This window comes from Serratia sp. L9 (assembly GCF_050632285.1).
In the GTDB taxonomy this organism is placed as follows: domain Bacteria; phylum Pseudomonadota; class Gammaproteobacteria; order Enterobacterales; family Enterobacteriaceae; genus Chania.
Map to the genome: position 1 here is coordinate 2,444,339 of NZ_CP192591.1, position 20,423 is coordinate 2,464,761.

At 50.8% G+C, this 20,423-nt stretch carries 15 protein-coding genes, 1 other RNA gene and 3 pseudogenes; 8 read left to right on the forward strand and 11 right to left on the reverse strand.

Features of this window, described 5'->3' with window-relative positions; translation table 11 throughout:
• Nucleotides 1–218: 218 nt before the first annotated feature.
• The 5 genes from ACQ86O_RS11605 to smpB all read right to left on the reverse strand — a co-directional run bounded on the left by ACQ86O_RS11605 (nt 219) and on the right by smpB (nt 7,520).
• Nucleotides 219–3,269: a hypothetical protein gene (locus ACQ86O_RS11605; protein ID WP_431225330.1), complete on the reverse strand. Its 3,051-nt coding sequence runs from the start codon at nt 3,267–3,269 to the stop codon at nt 219–221.
• The gene (locus ACQ86O_RS11610; protein ID WP_431225331.1) at nt 3,232–4,833 is read right to left on the reverse strand and encodes a hypothetical protein; all 1,602 of its coding nucleotides are present in this window, start codon (nt 4,831–4,833) and stop codon (nt 3,232–3,234) included. Before ACQ86O_RS11610 ends, ACQ86O_RS11605 begins: the two co-directional genes overlap by 38 nt.
• Before the next feature lie 345 nt (nt 4,834–5,178).
• Nucleotides 5,179–6,420, reverse strand: a complete 1,242-nt coding sequence (locus ACQ86O_RS11615; protein ID WP_431225332.1) for an integrase — start codon at nt 6,418–6,420, stop codon at nt 5,179–5,181.
• A gap of 204 nt (nt 6,421–6,624) precedes the next feature.
• Nucleotides 6,625–6,988: a transfer-messenger RNA gene (ssrA, locus tag ACQ86O_RS11620) on the reverse strand.
• A gap of 49 nt (nt 6,989–7,037) precedes the next feature.
• Nucleotides 7,038–7,520: an SsrA-binding protein SmpB gene (gene smpB / locus ACQ86O_RS11625; protein WP_431225333.1), complete on the reverse strand. Its 483-nt coding sequence runs from the start codon at nt 7,518–7,520 to the stop codon at nt 7,038–7,040.
• Between the two features lie 209 nt (nt 7,521–7,729).
• Here smpB and ACQ86O_RS11630 point away from each other — a divergent pair.
• Nucleotides 7,730–8,025: pseudogene (locus ACQ86O_RS11630) on the forward strand (SRPBCC family protein); the annotation flags it as partial.
• 82 nt (nt 8,026–8,107) lie between these two features.
• Nucleotides 8,108–8,398 carry an RnfH family protein gene (locus ACQ86O_RS11635; RefSeq protein ID WP_431225334.1) on the forward strand — a complete coding sequence of 97 codons (291 nt, stop codon included), beginning with the start codon at nt 8,108–8,110 and terminating at the stop codon, nt 8,396–8,398.
• 103 nt (nt 8,399–8,501) lie between these two features.
• Here ACQ86O_RS11635 and bamE read toward each other — a convergent pair whose 3' ends face one another.
• The 3 genes and pseudogenes from bamE to nadK form a co-directional block, all read right to left on the reverse strand.
• On the reverse strand, nt 8,502–8,840 hold the full coding sequence (bamE, locus tag ACQ86O_RS11640) for an outer membrane protein assembly factor BamE (RefSeq protein WP_431225335.1): 339 nt from the start codon (nt 8,838–8,840) through the stop codon (nt 8,502–8,504).
• 114 nt (nt 8,841–8,954) lie between these two features.
• A pseudogene (gene recN / locus ACQ86O_RS11645) lies at nt 8,955–10,615 on the reverse strand (DNA repair protein RecN).
• 86 nt (nt 10,616–10,701) lie between these two features.
• Nucleotides 10,702–11,580, reverse strand: a complete 879-nt coding sequence (gene nadK / locus ACQ86O_RS11650; protein ID WP_431225336.1) for an NAD(+) kinase — start codon at nt 11,578–11,580, stop codon at nt 10,702–10,704.
• A gap of 124 nt (nt 11,581–11,704) precedes the next feature.
• On the opposite strand from nadK, the gene grpE reads away from it, so the two are divergent.
• Nucleotides 11,705–12,289 (forward strand): nucleotide exchange factor GrpE, encoded by a 585-nt coding sequence (gene grpE / locus ACQ86O_RS11655; RefSeq protein ID WP_431225337.1) that lies wholly within the window; start codon nt 11,705–11,707, stop codon nt 12,287–12,289.
• Between the two features lie 49 nt (nt 12,290–12,338).
• Here the strand turns inward: grpE and ung are convergent, their stop codons facing one another.
• Nucleotides 12,339–13,022: a uracil-DNA glycosylase gene (gene ung / locus ACQ86O_RS11660; protein ID WP_431225338.1), complete on the reverse strand. Its 684-nt coding sequence runs from the start codon at nt 13,020–13,022 to the stop codon at nt 12,339–12,341.
• 358 nt (nt 13,023–13,380) lie between these two features.
• Between ung and grcA the strand changes: the two genes are divergently transcribed.
• The 3 genes and pseudogenes from grcA to ACQ86O_RS11675 all read left to right on the forward strand — a co-directional run bounded on the left by grcA (nt 13,381) and on the right by ACQ86O_RS11675 (nt 15,660).
• Nucleotides 13,381–13,764, forward strand: a complete 384-nt coding sequence (gene grcA, locus ACQ86O_RS11665; RefSeq protein WP_021178913.1) for an autonomous glycyl radical cofactor GrcA — start codon at nt 13,381–13,383, stop codon at nt 13,762–13,764.
• Nucleotides 13,765–13,950: 186 nt separating this feature from the next.
• On the forward strand, nt 13,951–14,913 hold the full coding sequence (locus tag ACQ86O_RS11670) for a phospholipase (RefSeq protein WP_431225339.1): 963 nt from the start codon (nt 13,951–13,953) through the stop codon (nt 14,911–14,913).
• Nucleotides 14,906–15,660: pseudogene (locus ACQ86O_RS11675) on the forward strand (ankyrin repeat domain-containing protein). Before ACQ86O_RS11670 ends, ACQ86O_RS11675 begins: the two are co-directional and overlap by 8 nt.
• A 125-nt stretch (nt 15,661–15,785) precedes the next feature.
• Here the strand turns inward: ACQ86O_RS11675 and srmB are convergent.
• Nucleotides 15,786–17,102, reverse strand: a complete 1,317-nt coding sequence (gene srmB, locus ACQ86O_RS11680) for an ATP-dependent RNA helicase SrmB (protein ID WP_431225340.1) — start codon at nt 17,100–17,102, stop codon at nt 15,786–15,788.
• A 98-nt stretch (nt 17,103–17,200) separates the two neighbouring features.
• Here srmB and trmN point away from each other — a divergent pair, with 98 nt between their 5' ends.
• On the forward strand, nt 17,201–17,980 hold the full coding sequence (gene trmN / locus ACQ86O_RS11685; RefSeq protein WP_431225341.1) for a tRNA(1)(Val) (adenine(37)-N(6))-methyltransferase TrmN: 780 nt from the start codon (nt 17,201–17,203) through the stop codon (nt 17,978–17,980).
• 34 nt (nt 17,981–18,014) lie between these two features.
• Here trmN and nadB read toward each other — a convergent pair whose 3' ends face one another.
• On the reverse strand, nt 18,015–19,616 hold the full coding sequence (gene nadB, locus ACQ86O_RS11690; protein ID WP_431225342.1) for an L-aspartate oxidase: 1,602 nt from the start codon (nt 19,614–19,616) through the stop codon (nt 18,015–18,017).
• A gap of 214 nt (nt 19,617–19,830) precedes the next feature.
• Between nadB and rpoE the strand changes: the two genes are divergently transcribed.
• Nucleotides 19,831–20,406: an RNA polymerase sigma factor RpoE gene (gene rpoE / locus ACQ86O_RS11695; protein ID WP_431225343.1), complete on the forward strand. Its 576-nt coding sequence runs from the start codon at nt 19,831–19,833 to the stop codon at nt 20,404–20,406.
• The last annotated feature ends 17 nt before the right edge of the window (nt 20,407–20,423 follow it).

A 20,423-nucleotide genomic window follows, 5' to 3' on the forward strand; every position in this document is an offset into this window, starting at 1 on the left:
GGCGAATAAATGAGCCTGGCCCAATGTTTGTGCATAAGGGTCTTTATCGAACTCGATTATTTCGCCCCTTTGATAGTGCAACGGCGAGCGTAGCTGTATCACGGTATACTCACTACAACGGCGCACGATAACCCCGAGAATTTATCCCGAGCTGAGTGTGCACGGCACTGTAAAAACACATAAAAGCCGCCATTAAAACGGACCTTTTGTCACGTATGTTAAAGCCCGCGTACGGTGTCACCCTCATCATGCTGACGGCTTAAATTTGGGCATGTAAGAAAACCTGGCCATGGTGCTTTTCCTCCAAACAAATGCTCCATTCGTTTGTTGCTAGGCTTCTGGAAACGGGAATTCAGCTTCGACAAAACAGTAGGCCAGTATTGCTGAAAAATATCTCCGTTATCAGTGTGTTCATGCCTGATTGCCAAGAATCTTTCATCGACGACTTGCAAAAATATAACTGAAGCACACCAGAAAGATTCTGCGGAGGACGCCTGCTGCATCAATTTGAACCAGTGACGCGTCCATAAATGACGCTGATAGGAGTCACTGGCACTTTTGAAGGACTTTTGGAGAAGGCCCGAATACGTGTTTGCTTTGAGCGTGTCGTCTGAAAGCTCATTCTGACCTAAATACCCCGCCATCATGATGCCCCTGGCTTGGAGCACAGGCCAGGATGAGTTACAACACTTCCGAGTGTATTGCAGTAATTTTTCACTCTGCTGACAGAACAGGGCTGCCCAAACCTCATGGGCAAGCCGATTGTTATTTTCCGCTAGAGCTAATCGACGCAAGCGCAATGCCTCAATCTCAGGGCTGTCGAACGAAGACCAGACCGCAACAGCACACAGATCAAGCTCGGCCTCGGTAAACACAACGCGACAGAAAGGAACAACGTGGTCAAGTCGTTCAAAAAGACGAACTGACACTTCCGGATGCTGAGCCGAGATGACCTGTGCAAGTGTTAGTCCTATATGTCTGACCAGGTGAAGAACATCCACATTTTTGTTTTCAAGGAACAGATTTGCCCATGCAAGTGAACGCTCAGGTTCAGCTCTCACCAGAGCTGCAATGTCGTCAGGATAATAATGGTTAGTCAGATCAGATAGATTTAGTTTGGCAAGTACATCTTTGATGTCATGGTAATTATGTTGAATACGTTGCTGTTGCTTTTCGAAGTTATCCATCTCCTGAAGTGCCATTAGTGATCTCATGTCCTCACCTTCCTCTCGCTTAGGAACGGCAACTTCACTAAGATGGTGAAATGTATAAGCCCTGTCGTCTGTCGACCTCAGAAGCAGTTTAAGCTGCAGGGCCCCCACATCAACTGCCTGCTGAAAGGCATTGTTCAAGAGTTCGTCAAAATACTGCGCAGCATCCGCGGCGATTTCTCCGTTATAAATGCCTGCCAATTGAGCAATATGGGAATAGGTTAAGTGCGTTCTCCCTTCTTCCCATCCGATGATGTTTTGATTAATTGCCTTGAGCAGCAAGGCTGAGCAGTGCCACTGCTCGTACTGATCGGATGATGTGATTGATTCAGACATCACGATCTCGGCACTGCAACGTAACGCAATCGGGTCATTCACGTTTATCAGCATCTTCAGCGTAAGATGTCGGACGCTTTGCGATGCACTACTGAGCAGTTGCGGAAGGGTATTCATGAGTCTCGCAGGTAACGGGCCAGTCTTAGGATGAAACAGTAACGATGTTAGCTGCTCATCTGTATCGCCATTAGCTAACGCCGCAAGTACATTGTTTTCAGTATCCTGCCAGTCCAGTGTTTTTAAGCTGTCACTGAGCGACATAATAAGTTTATCTCCATAGCGGAGTGTACTTAAAACGGAGATTTGTTCTTTAACACTCAATTGATGAAAAGCCAGAATCAATTGGAACTGCTGCATCAGTTCCGATTCCCCGCCCAGAGATGACCATGCTGACCGATCGTCTTTGGTGCTGCTGGTCACTCGTCTTACGAGTTTTCTTGCGATATCAGGAGTTATTAATGCCCTATGCGGTAAGAGTGCAAAAATACCCTGTCGTAGTGGGAGGCCGCTTCGGCACAGAATATCTTCAGCAAGTTTGAGGTGATTATCGATAGCTACCTGCGGTTGGTAACGGGCAAGAGAGGTGGTTGCCCCCGAAAAGAATGTTTCTTGATAACCGACGCCGAAGGAATTGAAGAGCTTGCTTACATCCAATTTGCTGTGTTTATCTGCCGTTTGGCTGACATTGCTGGATTCTGGATTAGCCGGATTACAAGGGTCAGCTTCACACCATGATTCATTGATATGCCAACCTTTGATGGCCGAACTATTGTCACGTAACTGGTGTGCAAGTATCTCGGCGAGTTGCGCATCGTCAGAATTCCCTGTCGCCATCAAAAGATTAATAGCCGTCCATTTACCTGTACGTGAACTTTTGTCATGTACAAAAAATGTCCATTTATCCCGCAGGTGGGAACGGACGTTTTGCCAGTCAATTGAGTTAAACGCGATCAAGTCGCGGAATGTCTGCCAGGGAACGCCATAATCCAAGTTTAGATTAGAAGCAAAATTCCATTTAACTAACGCATTAATATGCGGCATTAAAGCCTTTCCTGCAAAAAGCTTCATTGCTAGTGAATGCAGTGCCGATAAACTATCTGTGTCTTTTAAGACTAATGTTCTGAAAATTTCTTTTTCTTCAGGCGACAATAGGCCAATTTTATGCTCACGTTCTTTTTGCCGTTTTTCAATTTCAGCCTGTATGTCAGCATCATGCTGGACGACCTCTACTGACGATAGAGGGAGATGAGTTGGACTCCACCCAAGCCAGTTAGTAGCTGCTGCCAAAATTTTTTCCGCAGAAGATGTGTGTCGGGAGGCGTGCAGGAGAGCATATTCAATCCAGTAATGTTGCGGGAGATTGATATCACGTAGTGCAAGATGTTCACAGGCATTGATGAATATTTCAGGCCGACGTCGCGCTAAAGCCATAAATGCAGAGGTAAGCAGCGCGTCGGGATTTTGCAGTCCGGCAAAACTGACTAGAATGGCAACGCCGGTTGCAATAGGATGCTGCCTTTCCAGGCTGGCAATAGTGAGGGCTGCAAAGAGGGTATCCGACGTCTTATCAAGCGCGATAACGGGCTCGACGAGGGAGGCCATTACCTCATCAAGATCTTTATGGTTTCTGGCTGCTTTATTGACAATATCAAGAATAGCCAGCCCAAGAGCCAGGCTAAGTCCTTCAGGATGAATACGATAGCGCGTTGTGTCTTCTGGCAAGGGGTAAAAAAACGCCCGTCAATAACGGCCTGCAACCCCCTTCAAAAACACCGTTAAGTTCAGCATCGAAAATATCAATATCTTCATTATCTTTGATTTCGCTCCGTTCAAGCACCTTCTTTCCGAACGAACGCAGCTCATTGCTGAACAGCTCTGCAGAGACGTCATAACTATCTCGTTGGCTGGCTTTAATGTGCTCAAACAGCATCAACGATACACTTAGTTCTGCTAAATCATGCAATTGTTCTGCACTGAACAGTTCCAATGCAATTCCAAGCATGCGTGGATTAAGCAGGCTGGTTGCAACGCTCACACTGAGTTTTCTTCCTGCAATGCTGATATGGCGTAAAGCGAGTATTGTGTCCCGTTCTTCTGGGGACCATTCCGGGACTGGCCTTTTTATAATGGGTGTCGCCAGTCTGGATTCAACATTTTGAGTAAAATAATGCTGTCTGGACGTCACAATCAATTTACCACCCAGACACTGAAGGAATTCACTCAGCTTGTCGATGAGCTGTGCCCAGCGGATAGCTGGACGTTGGTTTATACCGTCAAGTATGATAATCATTCCATATGTGGGGCGCTTTGAACTATCACACCACGTCCTGAATTGTTCTTGCCAGAATTTAGTATGAACAGACCCATCCCCCTGACAGCTATGACACAGGGCGTTGATGATTACAGCAGTGATATCATTACACGGTTCCTCTATGTCTTCGGCCCGAATAAACGCTGTAAGCGGCTTTACAGGAACTGACAACCAGTGTTGTGCTACTAGCCATGATTTACCATTACCCTCTGCTCCTGTTACGACGATTACGCCGCCATCAGGTAAGGCTGATAGAGTGTCGGAAAATTGTTTAATGAGTGCAGTGCGTTTAAGCACCACTCCTGAATCACCCGGACATAGCACTTGCCCAAGCCTTGTTTTTGACCGGATTTTATTTGACAGTGTTTCAGTCAACCATTTTTCATTAACAGAGCAGAGTTGCTGGATTGAGAGTATTTGTTCAGGAAAAAGTTGTCGATTTAACGCTTCGAAACGTTCATGCATTGTCTGAGAATGCATTCTCATCAATATGCCTAACTCCGGATCCTTAAGCCCGCTGAGCGTACCTTCAGTAATGGCCGTGACGGCCTGATTTATAATATCTTTTGCTCTGTTTTCGGTTTCCCCTGTTTTAGCTATGTAGCTTTCAATTAACGCCTGCTCACTCTCAAGGGGATGCCTACTACTGGTTAATTTATGTATGGCTAGGTGTTTGAGATGCTCCTGAACCTCACCAACATTGAGCCACTCATTGATGTGAGGTAGCGAAAATGTTTCTGTGATGACGATCTTACTCTCCAGTAGTGAAACCCAGCGCTTCCAGGTCGGCTGTGATGCTGAAGGTTCTACGCCAAGATGCACTAGTGTTTTTTCCATAACACTGTAGAGTGAATGTTTTTCTTGTTCAGGGTGCGTCAGAGCCTTCCGTTCTGCTAATGGACGTTTAATCTGAGCCCAGATGCCTTTGCCCATTGATAAAAACGGGCGAATTAAAACAGAAACAGACAACTCCACGTCCTTATGCTCCTTAGATGAAAAAGTCCACCGAACAGATGGCGATACTGGGTATTTAAGCGTATCGAATCTGTCGGGGTAAATGTGCACTTCATGACGTTTAAGCTGACGCGCCATCCTGCTTTTGCTGTGCTGAATTTCTGCGTCTGACATTGGTTGTCGCAAAATCACATAAGTCTTTGTACAAAAAAACATTAGCAAATAGATCGTTGCACTATACAGCGTTCATACTTTTAATTACTCCTGCACTATAGAGTAACATTTGCTCCTGATTCTTACCGGATGGAAATATAAAGTTTTACCAATATCATCCCAAAAGCTTGAACTGAACTCAGTTTAATTTAGTCACACAACCAACCGCATTCCCTTTATCCCACCTTCAATCATATTTCCGTGATCAGCAGCCATAACGAAGTCAGCCCACCATTGCTTCATTGGACGACGCTGCTCCAGGTAATCGCTACGATTATAGGCACGACGTACCTCATTTTTGTCCACATGAGCAAGTGCTGCTTCAATGACATCAGGTGGAAATCCTTCCTCATTGAGTGCCGTACTGGCCATAGAACGTAAGCCGTGTGAAACGAGAACGCCTCCTAAGCCAGCACGCTTGAGTGCTGCATTCACTGTTTGGCTGTTCATCGGCTGGGTTGGTTTGATGCGACTGGGAAAGATAAATTCTCGGCCACCACTGAGAGACTTCATCATTTCCAGAATAGCGAGAGCTCCATCAGATAATGGAACCGTATGGTCCCGGTTCATCTTCATTCGAGCAGCAGGAATTTTCCATTCGTTAGCATCAAAATCGATCTCATCCCATCGAGCTTCAGCGGCTTCAACAGGGCGGGTAATGGTGAGAAGCTGCCACATGAACAGGCATCGTGTGGACAGGCTGATACTTGCCGTGCGCATAGTCTGCATTAGTTGTGGAAGTTGATCCGGGCGGATACTTGGCATGTTTTCTTCTGCGGCATTCTCGAATGCCTTGTCAATATTGACACTAGGAACAGTATCAATCAGCCCTGTGTTCTGGGCATAGATCATGACCTCATTGATGCGCTGGCACAGGCGACGAATAGTTTCCAATGCTCCGCGAGCCTGAACAGGTTGAATTGCTTGGACCAGAGTATGTGCTTTAATATCTGTGACGCTCATATCGCCAATCGCCGGTAAAACATCCCTTTCTAGCGATCGCCAGATATCCTCTGCATAGTCCTCGGTCACACTGGCTTTCTTCACATTCCACCATCGTTCAGCTACGAGTTGGAAAGTATTGGTTTTAGCTTCAAGCGAACTGCGAAGCTGTTCTTGCTGATGTTCCTGTGGATCGATTTGTTTCGCCAAGAGAGAGCGAGACTCTGCCCGATAGCTTCTGGCATCGGCTAGGGTAACTGACGGGTAAGGACCTATGCTCTTCTTCGCACGTTTCTTGGTGACAGGGCGAATGTAGCGAAACTGCCAGATTTTACTCCCGCTGGATTTGATGAGCAGCTCAAGACCATCTCCATCATAGAGAACATAGTCCGCTTCTTTGGGTTTGGCGGACTCGATTTCTTTAACGGATAAAGGTTTGGTTTGTCTTGCCATTGCAGGGTTTCCATAGTTTTAGGCACCTCAAAAACAATAATGCTTTACGAGGTGCCTAACAAGGTGCCTAAAAGGTTCGGATTTAATTAGTTTGCTTCAGACTTCGCGGGACAAATTGAGGGCACAAAAAAGCCCACAGGGCTTGCGCCGTGCGGGCTCTTAGGACTTCATCGGATGACTCTGGTAATCACCGATGGAGAATTTTGGTGGAGCTGGGGGGATTTGAACCCCCGTCCGAAATTACTACACCGTCGGCACTACATGCTTAGTCCAATCTTTACATTCGCCGGTCAGCTGCGGATGGACACGCCACTAACAAACTAGCCTGATTAGATTTAACACTTCAGCCCCAGGCAGGACCTCCATGCGATCTCTTTTGGTTTTGACCTCTCTTGATCCCCGTCTTAAGAGCGGAAGCTAGGGAGAGAGGGCTCTAGGCAGGTTATTAAGCTGCTAGTGCGTAGTTTTCGTCGTTTGCGACTATTTTTTTGCGGCTTTTTACGAGGCAAACCGCCCCTCGGCATGCTCCTAGGGCTTCGCGAATCCCGTCGAATCCAGAATCAGCCCCAAGTAACTTTGTGCAGTATACCAGAAGTATATCCTGTTAAGCCAGCGGCTTAACGATTGGCATGCTTCATGATACGGGCTTTCGCCGTCTGCCATTCACGATCTTTGATGTCATCGCGCTTATCGTGTTCTTTCTTACCTTTGGCTACACCAATCCTCACTTTGCTCCAGGCATCTTTCCAATACATGGAGAGAGCGACCAGGGTGTAACCATCACGGTTTACACGGCCAATCAGTGAGTCTAATTCACGTTTTTTCAGCAGTAGTTTACGGGAACGTGTTGGATCGCAGACAACATGAGTTGAAGCAACGTTCAGAGGCGAAATGGTAGCGCCAAACAGGTAGGCTTCACCGTCACGGAACATCACATAACTGTCGCTGATGTTAGCTTTGCCAGCACGCAGTGATTTTACTTCCCAACCTTGCAGCACCAGGCCCGCCTCGATCTCTTCTTCGATGAAGTATTCGAAACGTGCCCGCTTGTTTTGTGCGATGGTTGTGGAACCGGGTTTGTGTGCTTTTTTCTTTGTCATAGTCCGGTCATTATACTGGATGCCGCCGTGAAAGAAATCCTTTCCCGCTCAGCACCTGCGCAATTTCTCGGTTTTTCGATCTGCTTTAGGCCTAGCAGATTTTTTGTCTGACGATAGATAAATGGTATTATCTGTACGTTTTATGTCTCACAGGAAATGATATGCCCCAGATCAGTCGATCTGCATTAGTGCCTTTTAGCGCCGAGCAGATGTATCAGTTGGTTAATGATGTTCATTCTTACCCCGATTTTCTGCCTGGTTGTACCGGCAGCCGGGTGATTACCGCTTCCCAAAATGAAATGACCGCAGCGGTTGAGGTGGCGAAAGCCGGTATCAGCAAAACCTTTACCACGCGCAATACGTTGCTGGATAACCAAAGCATCAATATGCAACTGGTGGATGGCCCATTCCGCAAGCTGATGGGGGGTGGCAGTTCACCGCGTTAAGCCCAGAGGCATGTAAGGTTGAATTGCATCTGGATTTTGAATTCACCAACAAGCTGATTGAATTGGCCTTCGGGAAAGTATTCAAAGAGCTGGCTGGTAGTATGGTGCAAGCTTTCACCCAGCGGGCAAAAGAGGTTTACAGTGTCTGAAATACGCGTTGAAGTTGTCTACGCGTTGCCGGAACGCCAATATGTTCGCAAAGTGACGCTGGAACCAGGCAGCACCGTTGAACAGGCTATCCAGGCTTCAGGATTGTTAGAGCTTCGTGGGGTTATCGATTTAACCAGCAACAAGGTGGGCATTTATAGTCGGCCTGCCAAGCTGGGCGATGTGCTTAATGATGGTGACCGGGTGGAGATTTACCGGCCATTGATTGCTGACCCTAAAGAGTTGCGCCGCCAACGGGCGGAGAAGGCAAAAAATAGGCGCTGAGTGCGCCTTATTTTTTAACAGAATACTCACTCCGAGTTGCAGCCTGTCACTGTCGTGAAGAGTCTCGCTCCCCCCACGGGCCGGATGAGCGTTCCGGCACGGCTTACTGAGTTAACGCCGGTTTATTCTGCATATCCGTCAATACACCCGAGCTGTCAAACGTCAGCGTCAGCGTTTGCTGCGTGATCTTCTCGTGGCCCGGTTCTTGGCGGAACACGTAGAACCACGTCTGGGTGCCAAACGGATCCTGCATCATCGGTGTGCCCAATGTGTAAGCAACCTGTTGTTGCGTCATTCCTTTGTGGATTTTTGCCACGTCGGTTGGTGTCAGGTAGTTACCCTGGTTGATATCAGGCCGGTAAACTACCTTTTGAAAAGTAGAACAGCCTGCGGTCAGCATCACAAGAACCACAGCGGCAGCTGTCAGCATTTTACAGCGCATAGTAATCACATTCCTTTCAGGGCATAGGATGCCGATGATAATAGACCTTGCGGCAGTTGGGAACCTTTACAGAGTCCCAATATGACCTTAAGAAAGCAAAAAAGTTGAGCTTTTTTATGCAGCAAGCAATTCTTTTGCGTTTGCCAGCGTATTTCTGGTGACCTCACTGCCACCCAGAAGACGCGCCAGCTCTTGCAAACGTGCCCGTTTATCCAATGGCGACATCTGGGTTTCGGTTTCTGTGCCGTCGGTTTGCTTGCTGACAAAGAAGTGCTGATGACCACAACCGGCAACCTGCGGTAGGTGGGTGACACACATGACCTGGGTAGATTCCCCAAGCTGGCGCAGCAGGCGGCCAACGATGGCAGCCGTTGGGCCACTGATGCCTACGTCAACCTCATCGAAGATCAGGGCCGGAGTTTCCATTTTACGCGCGGTGATGACCTGGATCGCCAAAGCGATACGGGAAAGCTCACCACCGGAGGCCACTTTTGCCAGTGGCTGCAACGGCTGGCCTGGGTTGGTGGAAACACAGAACTCCACACGGCTTGCCCCTTCACTGCTCAGGTATTCCGGCTCGAAGCGCACATCAATTTTGAATTTGCCATGTGGCATCGAAAGCGCGTTCATGCTTTCGGTAATCAGCGCCGTCAACTCTGCCGCATAGTGCTGGCGCTTTTGGTGTAATTGTTCGGCCAGCGCCAATGCCTGCTGGTGATGCAGGTTTACGGCTTCGCTCAGATGCTGATGATCGCTTTCCTGCTGGGAAAGCAGTTGCTGTTCATCCAACAGCTGTTGATGAAGGTTGGGCAGCTCTTCAGGCGAAACATGATGCTTGCGTGCCAGGTTGATTTGCCGTGACAGACGCTGTTCCAGTTCATGCAGGCGGTTGGGATCAAGATCCATCCGGTCGGCATAATGGCGCAGTTCATCGCTGGCCTCGCTGATTTGGATTGAGGCTTCTTCAAGCATATCCAGCAGGCCGCTTAACTTCTCGTCCATCCCCACCAGTTCGACCAGCAGATGTTTGGTGCTGTAGAGTTGGCTTAGCATGTTGTGTTCTTCGTTATCGGCCAACAGTTGCAGGGCTTGCTGGCTGATGGTCAACAACTGGCCGCTGTTGGCCAGGCGTTTGTACTCGGTGTCTATCTGTTCAAACTCACCGGCCTGGGGGGCGAATTCATTTAACTCTTTTAATTGATATTGCAGCAGTTGCTTGCGGGCATCACGTTCGATGGATTGCTGTTGATGATGTGCCAGCTCGCGGCAGCTTTGGTGCCATTGCTGGTAAGCCTGGCGCATTGCTGCCTGCAGGGCCGGTTCGCTGGCATAGGCATCCAGCAGTTGCTTTTGGTGCTCGGGTTTTAACAGCAACTGATGTGCATGCTGGCCGTGGATCTGAATCAGGCGTTGGCCAAGTTCTCGCAATTGGGAAAGCGGGACAGCCGTGCCGTTGATAAAGCCACGGGAGCGGCCATCGGTGCCTACCACGCGGCGTAACAGGCATTCATTGCTGTCATCCAGCTGGTTTTGCTCTAACCATTCTCGGGCTGATGGGGTATCTGCCAGAGAGAACCGGGCACAGATATCGGCACGGGGGCCCCCAGGCGTACCACGCTGCCTTCGGCGCGATTACCGAGACACAGGCCCAACGCATCAATAGCAATCGACTTACCGGCACCGGTTTCACCGGTAATCGCTGTCATACCCGGTTGAAAGTCGATCTCCAACTCACGAACGATGGCAAAATTGCTGATGGTTAATTGCGCCAACATAGGGACCTTCCTGTTTATAAACGCATAACTGTGATTTCATACAGTATAAACTGGTTTTATATACAGTAAAGTGGCTGGAGCCATTTTTAGAACAATTTTTTTGACCAGCCCAATTTTGTGCTCAACGTATTGAAATAGCTGTAATCCTTTGGATGGATAAGATTTAAATGGAAATCACTGCGGCGAATCAGCACCTCTTCGCCTTCCTGAATGGGCAGCGCAATCTGGCTGTCGCAACTGATTTCCAGGTCGCTGCCGATGTGGGAAAACTTTAATCGAATGGTGCTGTTGCCGTTGATGACCAGCGGCCGGGCGGAAAGCGTGTGCGGGAACATGGGAACCAGCGCAATGGCTTCCAGCGAAGGCGTCAGGATTGGTCCGCCAGCGGAAAGAGAATAGGCGGTGGAGCCGGTTGGTGTAGCGATAATCAGGCCATCCGAGCGCTGTGAGAATGCAAAACGATCGTCAATGTAGACTTCGAATTCGATCATATGCGCCACCTTGCCAGGGTGTAACACGACTTCGTTGATCGCTGTGCTGATACGGCATTGCTGATGCTCTTTGTGGACGATAGTTTCCAGCAGGAAGCGCTTTTCGTCGATATACTCGCCTTCCAGCACGTCCGCCAGTTGCTGGAGAGCATTATCCGGGTCCAGATCGGTGAGGAAGCCCAAATTACCGCGGTTAACTCCGATGACCTTGATGTCATAACGTGCCAATACGCGCGCTGCACCTAACATATTGCCGTCACCGCCGACCACAACAGCCAGGTCGGCTTGTTGGCCGATTTCTGCCAGGCTGCCGGTTACAGCATCTTTCAGGCCAAGATCGTGGGCAATCTGGCGTTCGAGCATCACGGAATAGCCACGGGCGGTCAGCCATTGAAACAGCATCTCATGGGTGGCCAGTGCCGAAGGGTGACGCGGATGGCCGACAATGCCAATACATGCAAATTTTTTATTCATTGCTGTGATTTTCCTCACCAGGGCCGGTTTATGCCCCACATTGTGACCGGTTGACTTGAAACCCCGGTTTTGATCCCCATAATAAGCGAAGTTGCGAGATTAATGCTAAAACGCGGAGATATTCATGAGTAGTAAAGAACAGAAGACGCCAAACGAGCAAGTCTCGGAAGAGATGGAACAGCAAGCACAGCGCGAGGAAGCCATGCCGGAGATGGCGGAAGGTGTCGATCTGCGCGATGAACGCATTGCTGAGTTGGAAACCCAACTGGCTGAAGCTCAGCAACGCGAGCGTGATAGCCTGCTACGTGCCAAAGCTGAGATGGAAAACGTGCGCCGCCGCAGTGAAATGGATGTTGAGAAGGCGCACAAGTTTGCGCTGGAAAAATTCGCTGGTGATTTGCTGCCGGTGATTGACAACCTGGAACGCGCACTGGAAATGGCAGACAGGAACAACCCGGACCTGGTCGCGATGATCGAAGGGATTGAACTGACACTCAAGTCACTGCTGGATGCGGTACGCAAGTATGGCATTGAAGTGGTTGGTGACCTCAATGTGCCATTCAACCCGGACGTTCATCAGGCGATGAGCATGATGGAATCTGCCGATCTTCAGCCGAATCATGTGATGATGGTGATGCAGAAGGGCTACCAGCTGAATGGCCGCCTGTTGCGCCCGGCGATGGTAGCGGTTTCCAAAGCTAAATCCTGATAGATTCAGTGAAGAAAAGGCACCTGCGGGTGCCTTTTTTACGCCTGTATCATTCCTGCGGCAGGTGTGGCACCCAGTCAATCGGCGCCAGACCTTGCTGTTCGAGCAGTTGGTTGGCCTGGGAGAAGTGATGGCAACCAAGGAAACCGCGATGAGCAGAGAGTGGCGAAGGGTGTGGCGCTTTCAGCACATGGTGGCGCTGGCGATCGATAAAATTGCCTTTCTTCTGCGCATGGGAACCCCACAGCAGGAACACCACGCCTTCGCGGTTTTCGTTCAAGGCGGCAATGACCCGATCGGTAAAGGTTTCCCAGCCTAGATTGGCGTGAGAGTGTGCCCGGCCCGCTTCAACGGTTAATACGGTATTGAGCAACAGCACGCCTTGCTCGGCCCAGCTTTGCAGGCAGCCATGTGTAGGGCGCTCGAAACCGGGGATATCCGTGACCAGCTCTTTATACATATTGACCAGCGAAGGCGGTGCCGGGATGCCAGGGCGGACGGAGAATGACAGGCCGTGAGCCTGATTTGGGCCGTGATAAGGATCCTGGCCGAGGATCACCACTTTGACGTCTGCCAATTCGGTATAACGGAAGGCATTGAAAACATCTTTCTGCGGTGGATAAATGGTCTTACCGGCCTGGCGCTCGTTGGCAACAAAGGCGAGCGTATCATGAAAATAGGGCTGTTCTTTCTCCTTGCCGATGACGTCATGCCAGGTGAGGGAGGTGGACATAAACGCTCTCCTTTGTTTTCGTTAGCAATTCATTTCCCCTAGCTTACCGTTAACCTTGGTTTGGTGGAACCCGCAATTGCGATCGATTAAAGGAACTGTCAGCAGGAAAAATACAAATATTTTTGATAATTTACAAAAATAATTTTATCAGCGCTACAGCGTAAAATTGATATAAAACATAAATTTGCCTTTTCGGCTCACGGACCTACCCCGTAAAAATTGATTTTAGTCAAAGAATTGACCCGTTCAGGCTGGTATACAGAACAACAAGACAACATTGGTTTTACCAAATGGCCGGAACCCGGATCGAGTTTTCGGCGAAGTAGAAATTTTTCTCCCCTATTACGGAGGCAACAAAATGATTACTGGTATTCAAATCACTAAAGCGAACAATCAGGCACTGGTGAACTCTTTCTGGCTGCTGGATGAAGAAAAATCAGAAGCTCGTTGCGTTTGTGCCAAAGCAGATTATGCAGAAGATCAGATCGTTCCTGTCAGCGAATTGGGCCAGATCGAGTACCGTGAAGTGCCGATGGAAATGCAACCTACCGTGCGTGTAGAAGGTGGCCAACACCTGAATGTGAACGTGCTGCGTCGCGAAACCTTGGAAGATGCGGTCAAGAATCCGGAAAAATACCCGCAGCTGACTATTCGTGTATCTGGCTATGCAGTGCGTTTCAACTCACTGACCCCAGAACAGCAACGTGACGTTATTGCACGTACCTTTACCGAAAGCCTGTAATTTAAGGCTGAGTTTACAAGGGAGCTTCGGCTCCCTTGGTGGTTTCTGTCCAGGCAGAAATCAGATTTAGATCACAATACCCGCCAAAGATAATCATTCCCATTACAGAACTCATCCGACCTGCCGATAGCTACATCAGCCCCATTTGGGGGCGTTGATGATTTAGCCTGCCGACCAGGAGCCTGCATGAGTTTGCCTTTGAGTTTCACTTCGGCGATAGCGCCCACCCTTACTGCGCCCACTTTGGCTCGCCCGCCTCAGGATGCGATAAAACCGCCACAAACCAACGAGCCGCAGGTCACCCACGTTGCCTCCTACGTTTTCTCGGAAAATAGCCGTAATACACAAAACCTGTTGAACTCCCTGACCAGAGATCTCTCTTCCTCGGCACCTTTGTCTGCAAAACAGCCGATGACTCGTGGGCAACAGCCTCAGCAGGGCGATTACTCCCTGGCGCTACTGGCCAAGGATGTTTACAGCCTGATGGGGCAGGGATCCGAGGGTTTTTCGCGTTTAAGCGACCAGGCTTTGCTGGGTTTTGGTATTGATCCTGCGGGGATGCTGGATCCCGCGTCTGGTTTCCAGGCCGGTATTTATACGGATGAGCAGCATTACGTGCTGGCTTTCGCTGGCACCAATGATATGCGCGATTGGCTGAGCAATGTGCGCCAGGCTACGGGTTACGAAGATATGCAGTACAATCATGCCGTGGCGCTGGCCAAAAGCGCCAAGGCTGCATTTGGTGACGCGTTGATGATCACCGGCCATTCATTAGGTGGCGGGTTGGCGGCAACGGCGGCATTGGCTACCGGCACGCTGGCGGTGACCTTTAATGCCGCAGGGGTCTCCGATCATACTTTGAACCGTTTTGGCATTAACCCGGCTGCGGCAAAACAGGATGCGGAGTCTGGTGGGATCCGCCGCTACAGTGAACAATACGACATGCTGACGGGAGCGCAGGAGTCAACTTCGCTGCTCCCGGATGCCATTGGGCATAAAATAACGCTCGTCAATAACGATACCTTGAGCGGTATTGATGACTGGCGGCCCAGCAAACATCTGGATCGCAGCCTGACGGCACACGGTATCGATAAAGTGATCGGTTCTATGTTGGAACAGAAACCATGGGAGACCAGGGCCAATGCCTGAAAGGCAGCGCAGCGGCCGGTGGATAACGGCTGTAATGCTGTCTCTGATTGGGATCGCCGGGTTATTGATGGTAGCCAAGGAACATTATATGGAACAGCAAGCTTCGCCATTCGCGGGTACCGATATTCTGAATCTGTCGCAGGCAGTGGCTGAAGGGGATGTCTGGCAGATTAGCCAGCAGGCAAATCCGGAACGGCTTAGCGTGCGGGGAGACTTGCAGATAACCCTGTTGCAATGGGCGATCCTGCGCCAGCAGCCGGGCAGCGTTCAGGCCTTGATGCAGGCAGGGGCGGATATTAGCCAGCCCGGTATGGCGGGTAACAGCGCCTTGCATACGGCAGCGATGATCGAGGACCCGCAATATTTACGGCTGTTATTGCAACAGGCGCCGCCGGTGAATGTGCGTAACCCAATCACGGGAGCTACCCCCTGGCAGGGGCGGCGTTGGCTGGGCGGGAAGAACAACTGCGGATGCTGCTGAACGCCGGAGCCGATAGCACCTTGAGTGACAGGATCGGGGATACACCTTTGCATCTGGCCGCGAAGATCAATGCCCCAGCATTGGCGTTGATCCTGCTGCAATCGGGTGCGGATGCCAAAGCGCATAATCAGCAAGGGAAAACGTTCCAGTATTATTTTGCCCAGACGCCTGCACATTTGCAAAATAGCGAGTTGCGTGAGCATTACCGCCTGTTAGATGCCTGGCTCAAGGCCCGGCAGTTGGCCGGGCACTACGCCAAACCCTGAAAATAGAAAAACCGCCTGATTAATTAGCACGCTGTTGACCGTGACGCCCCCTCTCCGTGAAGGAGAGGGAACCGTTTAGTGTTAACTGCTGAATGAAGAAGAGGCGGTTTTTTGTGCGGCGGGAATTACTCTGCGTCAGGTTTGGCTTTTGGCTGGCGGCGCTTACCGACGTTTTTCGCGTCGCGATGGCGTACCTTCACCTTGGCCTTCTCTTTATTTTTCAGCTTGTCTTCCACACGTTTGGCCAGCACCTTCTTCGAAGGTTTACCGTTGCTCTTTTCGCTCGGCACCTTGGTGGATGGGCGTAATTCGTCGATCACCCGGGCTTTCAGCGGTTCATTGAGGTAACGGCCTACTTTCCCCAGCAGCAGGTGATCATGTGCTTCTACCAGCGAAATCGCAGTGCCTTTACGCCCGGCACGGCCAGTACGGCCAATGCGGTGCAGATAGGTATCGGCGGTACGCGGCATATCAAAGTTGAACACGTGGGTGATATCCAGAATATCCAACCCGCGTGCGGCAACATCGGTAGCAACCAGCACGTTAACCCGGCCATCCATCATGCGTTTGACCGCTTCGTTACGCTTGGCCTGGACCATTTCCCCTTCGAGATAGCAGGTGTTGATGCCGGCTTCACGCAGCCAGGCAGCCAACTCATGCACGCGCTCGCGTTTACGCACAAAGATCACCGATTTTTGCACGTCCGGTTGTTGCAGCAGGTGAACCAACAGGGCGGTTTTATGCTTCACGTCATCGGCGCGGTAATACCACTGCAGGATTTTTTTACGCTCGCGGCGCGAAGGATCGGCTTCAACTTCTACCGGCTCTTTCAGGATGCGTTCGGCGAATTCGCGGATGGCATCGCCTTCCAGCGTTGCGGAGAACAGCAACGTCTGGGTACGCCAGCGCGTTTCGGCCGAAATGGTTTCGATATCTTGCGCAAAGCCCATATCGAGCATGCGGTCAGCTTCGTCCAGGATCAGGGTTTCTACCGCGCGGCAGTCAAAGTTCTCTTCTTTGATGTATTGCAGCAGGCGCCCGGTGGTGGCAACCACCACGTCCTGGTTTTCGCTAAATACTTCGGCATGGTTCATATAGGCCACACCGCCAGTGATGGTAGCGATATCCAGCGAGGTATGAGCAGCCAATTCACGTGCCTGATCGGCCACCTGCATTGCCAGCTCACGGGTTGGGGTGAGGATCAGCACACGCGGTGGGCCAGATTTCTTACGTGGGAAATCCAGCAGATGCTGTAAAACGGGCAGCAGGAAGGCGGCCGTTTTGCCAGTGCCGGTCGGCGCCGAACCTAATACGTCGCGCCCGTCCATTGCCGGCGGGATCGCTTCGGCCTGGATAGCGGTAGGGCGATCGTAGCCTTTATCACGCAGCGCGGTGATCAGGCGTTCATCGAGTTCGAGTTCGGAAAAATTGGTTGCTGTCATGGTCTACCTCTACTTGGGGCGCCGATTATAGACGGGTTGGCCGCTGGGTTCACCCTTTTTAAGGAAAGCATCTCTTTTACCCTAAATCAGATTGCCTTATGCTACGCCAGTTTTGTCAGCTGGTGGCCATTGTGAGTAATCAATCTAAAACTAAATCGACCCCGCGCCGTGGGGGTTTTACCTTTAAACAATTCTTTGTCGCTCACGATCGATGTGCCATGAAAGTGGGCACCGATGCCGTCATGCTCGGTGCCTGGGTGGGGGTAGGGCAGGTGCAGAGGGTGCTGGATGTTGGTTGCGGCAGCGGGTTGATTGCGCTGATGCTGGCACAGAGAACGGCTGGTGAAGTTGCCATCGATGCCGTTGAGCTTGATAGCGATGCCGCCGCACAGGCTCGCGATAACGTGCTGGAATCACCTTGGCCGGAAAAGGTCCGGGTACATACCCAGGATATCCACCATTTTGCTCAGCAGCATACGCATTGCTACGATCTTATTGTCAGTAATCCTCCCTATTTTGAACCTGCGGTGGCTTGCCGCGATCTGGCTCGCACCAATGCCCGCTATACGGAAACCCTGACTCATGATGTCTTGCTGGATTGCGCTGAACGTTTGATAACGGCGGAGGGTAATTTCTGCGTGGTACTGCCTTATGATATTGGCGAAGCTTTTGAAGTGAATGCCCACCAACGTTGCTGGTATACCGCGCGGCGGCTTAATATCAGCGATCGGGCCGATACCCACAAGCATCGCATGATGTTGGCGTTGGCCCGCAGGCCGGTGGCAAAAAAGGAAGCAGAGTTAGCGATAAAACGGGCGGATGGCAGCTACACCACGGAGTTCCGCCAGTTAATTACCGATTTCTACCTCAATTATTGAGGTAAGACCCCTTTCAGCAAGAAATGGGCAGCGTTCAAGGTTGCAGAATAGTGGGTTTGGGTTCCGACAACATATCTGGGTAGTCCAGCGTGTAATGCAGCCCACGGCTTTCTTTACGCTGCATCGCACTGCGGACAATCAGTTCCGCCACCTGTACCAGATTGCGTAATTCCAGCAGGTTGTTGGAAATACGGAAGTTGGCGTAATACTCGTCGATCTCCTGCTGTAGCATATTGATGCGGCGCAGCGCACGCTCCAGCCGTTTGGTGGTGCGCACAATGCCGACGTAATCCCACATAAACAGCCGTAGTTCGTGCCAGTTGTGCTGGATCACCACGCGTTCGTCCGAGTCATCCACCCGGCTTTCATCCCACTGCGGCAACTGTTTGGCCAGTTTAATGGCTGGCAGGCGTGTCAGAATATCCTCTGCGGCAGACCACCCGTAAACCAGGCATTCCAACAGCGAATTGGATGCCATGCGGTTGGCGCCGTGCAGGCCGGTGTAGCTTACTTCACCGATAGCGTACAAACCGTCCAGGTCGGTACGGCCATGCTGATCGACCATCACCCCGCCACAGGTATAATGTGCTGCCGGGACGATCGGTATCGGCTGCCTGGTCAGATCAAACCCTAGCGTCAGCAGTTTTTCATAGATCATCGGGAAGTGCTGGGTAATGAATTCTGCCGGTTTGTGGCTGATATCCAGATACATGCAATCGGCACCCAGGCGCTTCATTTCGTGGTCAATGGCCCGGGCGACGATATCGCGTGGCGCCAACTCACCGCGTTGGTCAAAGTCTGGCATAAAGCGGCTGCCATCCGGGCGTTTCAGGTGCGCACCTTCGCCACGCAGCGCTTCAGTCAGCAGGAAGTTACGTGCCTGGGGGTGGAACAGGCAGGTTGGATGGAACTGGTTGAACTCCAGGTTGGCGACCCGGCATCCAGCCCGCCATGCCATGGCGATGCCATCACCTGAGGAGATATCCGGGTTGGTGGTGTATTGATAAACCTTGGCAGCTCCACCGGTGGCCAGCACCACGGTTTTGGCACGGTAGGTTTCTACCTGTTCCAGCTTACGATTCCAGACGTAAGCGCCCACGACGCGTTTGGTCCCCGGTAGCCCGATTTTATTTGAGGTGATCAGGTCTACTGCGTTGCGGCGCTCCATCACACAAATATTGGGGTGAGTGCTTGCTTTAGCTACGAGGGTAGTCTCTACTTCTTTACCTGTTGCGTCGGCGGCGTGCAGAATACGGCGATGACTGTGGCCACCTTCTCGCGTCAGGTGATAGCGTTCCTCACCTTTTGAATTGGTCTCGGTGTCGAACAACACGCCCTGATCGATAAGCCACTGCACGCAGTGGCGCGCGTTTCCGGCGATAAACTCGACAGCGTCTTTATCGCACAGCCCTGCACCGGCGATTAAAGTGTCATCAACGTGTGATGTGATACTGTCTGTTTCATCAAATACTGCGGCGATCCCGCCTTGGGCATAAAAGGTGGCGCCTTCGTTAAGTGGGCCTTTACTGAGTACCGTAACCTTGCAATGTTGCGCCAGGCGCAACGCCAGCGATAAGCCCGCAGCACCGCTGCCGACGATCAGTACATCGCTAACATGTTCAGATGATGGATGCATAACGTATGATGTGTGCAGAAGAAGAGTGAAATTCATGTTAGCCTACTTGTCCGGGCAAAAGCCACGGTCAAAGTAACATCAACAGAAAAAACAATGGCAATATGGAACTTCGTGTTTCATATGAACTCCAAGCGAGTGCTTGCTCAGGAAAATAATGTATGGCTGGCGGTACAATTTTACGCGTGGAGACAGATTTGGGGAGAGTTTACCTCGGATGAGCGAGCAGTTAACGGACCAGGTCCTGGTTGAGCGGGTCCAAAAAGGCGATCAGAAATCGTTTAACTTACTGGTGATTCGTTACCAGCATAAAGTGGCGAGTCTTGTGTCGCGCTATGTACCACAGGGCGATGTGCCGGATGTGGTGCAGGAGTCGTTTATTAAAGCTTATCGTGCGCTGGAGTCATTTCGGGGCGATAGCGCCTTTTACACCTGGTTGTATCGGATCGCTGTGAATACAGCAAAGAATTATCTGGTTGCTCAGGGGCGGCGCCCACCATCAAGCGATGTGGATGCCAATGATGCCGAAAACTTCGAAAGTGCAGGCGCACTGAAAGAAATTTCGAACCCTGAGAACTTAATGTTGTCAGAAGAACTGAGACAGATAGTTTTCCGTACTATTGAGTCGCTTCCAGAGGATCTTCGCATGGCGATTACCCTGAGGGAGCTGGATGGTCTAAGCTACGAAGAGATAGCAGCCATCATGGATTGCCCGGTTGGAACCGTACGTTCGCGTATTTTCCGCGCCCGGGAGGCTATCGATAATAAAGTTCAACCGCTGATCCAACGTTAGCGATGGCGGACACTGGA

Excerpts from the sequence above, each read along its gene's own strand:
- grpE (WP_431225337.1), top strand. The coding sequence starts at position 11,705 with ATGAGTAGTAAAGAACAGAAGACGCCAAACGAGCAAGTCTCGGAAGAG.
- ACQ86O_RS11670 (WP_431225339.1), top strand. The coding sequence starts at position 13,951 with ATGAGTTTGCCTTTGAGTTTCACTTCGGCGATAGCGCCCACCCTTACT.
- smpB (WP_431225333.1), bottom strand. The coding sequence starts at position 7,520 with ATGACAAAGAAAAAAGCACACAAACCCGGTTCCACAACCATCGCACAA.
- nadK (WP_431225336.1), bottom strand. The coding sequence starts at position 11,580 with ATGAATAAAAAATTTGCATGTATTGGCATTGTCGGCCATCCGCGTCAC.
- ACQ86O_RS11615 (WP_431225332.1), bottom strand. The coding sequence starts at position 6,420 with ATGGCAAGACAAACCAAACCTTTATCCGTTAAAGAAATCGAGTCCGCC.
- nadB (WP_431225342.1), bottom strand. The coding sequence starts at position 19,616 with ATGCATCCATCATCTGAACATGTTAGCGATGTACTGATCGTCGGCAGC.
- bamE (WP_431225335.1), bottom strand. The coding sequence starts at position 8,840 with ATGCGCTGTAAAATGCTGACAGCTGCCGCTGTGGTTCTTGTGATGCTG.
- rpoE (WP_431225343.1), top strand. The coding sequence starts at position 19,831 with ATGAGCGAGCAGTTAACGGACCAGGTCCTGGTTGAGCGGGTCCAAAAA.
- ung (WP_431225338.1), bottom strand. The coding sequence starts at position 13,022 with ATGTCCACCTCCCTCACCTGGCATGACGTCATCGGCAAGGAGAAAGAA.
- srmB (WP_431225340.1), bottom strand. The coding sequence starts at position 17,102 with ATGACAGCAACCAATTTTTCCGAACTCGAACTCGATGAACGCCTGATC.
- grcA (WP_021178913.1), top strand. The coding sequence starts at position 13,381 with ATGATTACTGGTATTCAAATCACTAAAGCGAACAATCAGGCACTGGTG.
- trmN (WP_431225341.1), top strand. The coding sequence starts at position 17,201 with ATGCTACGCCAGTTTTGTCAGCTGGTGGCCATTGTGAGTAATCAATCT.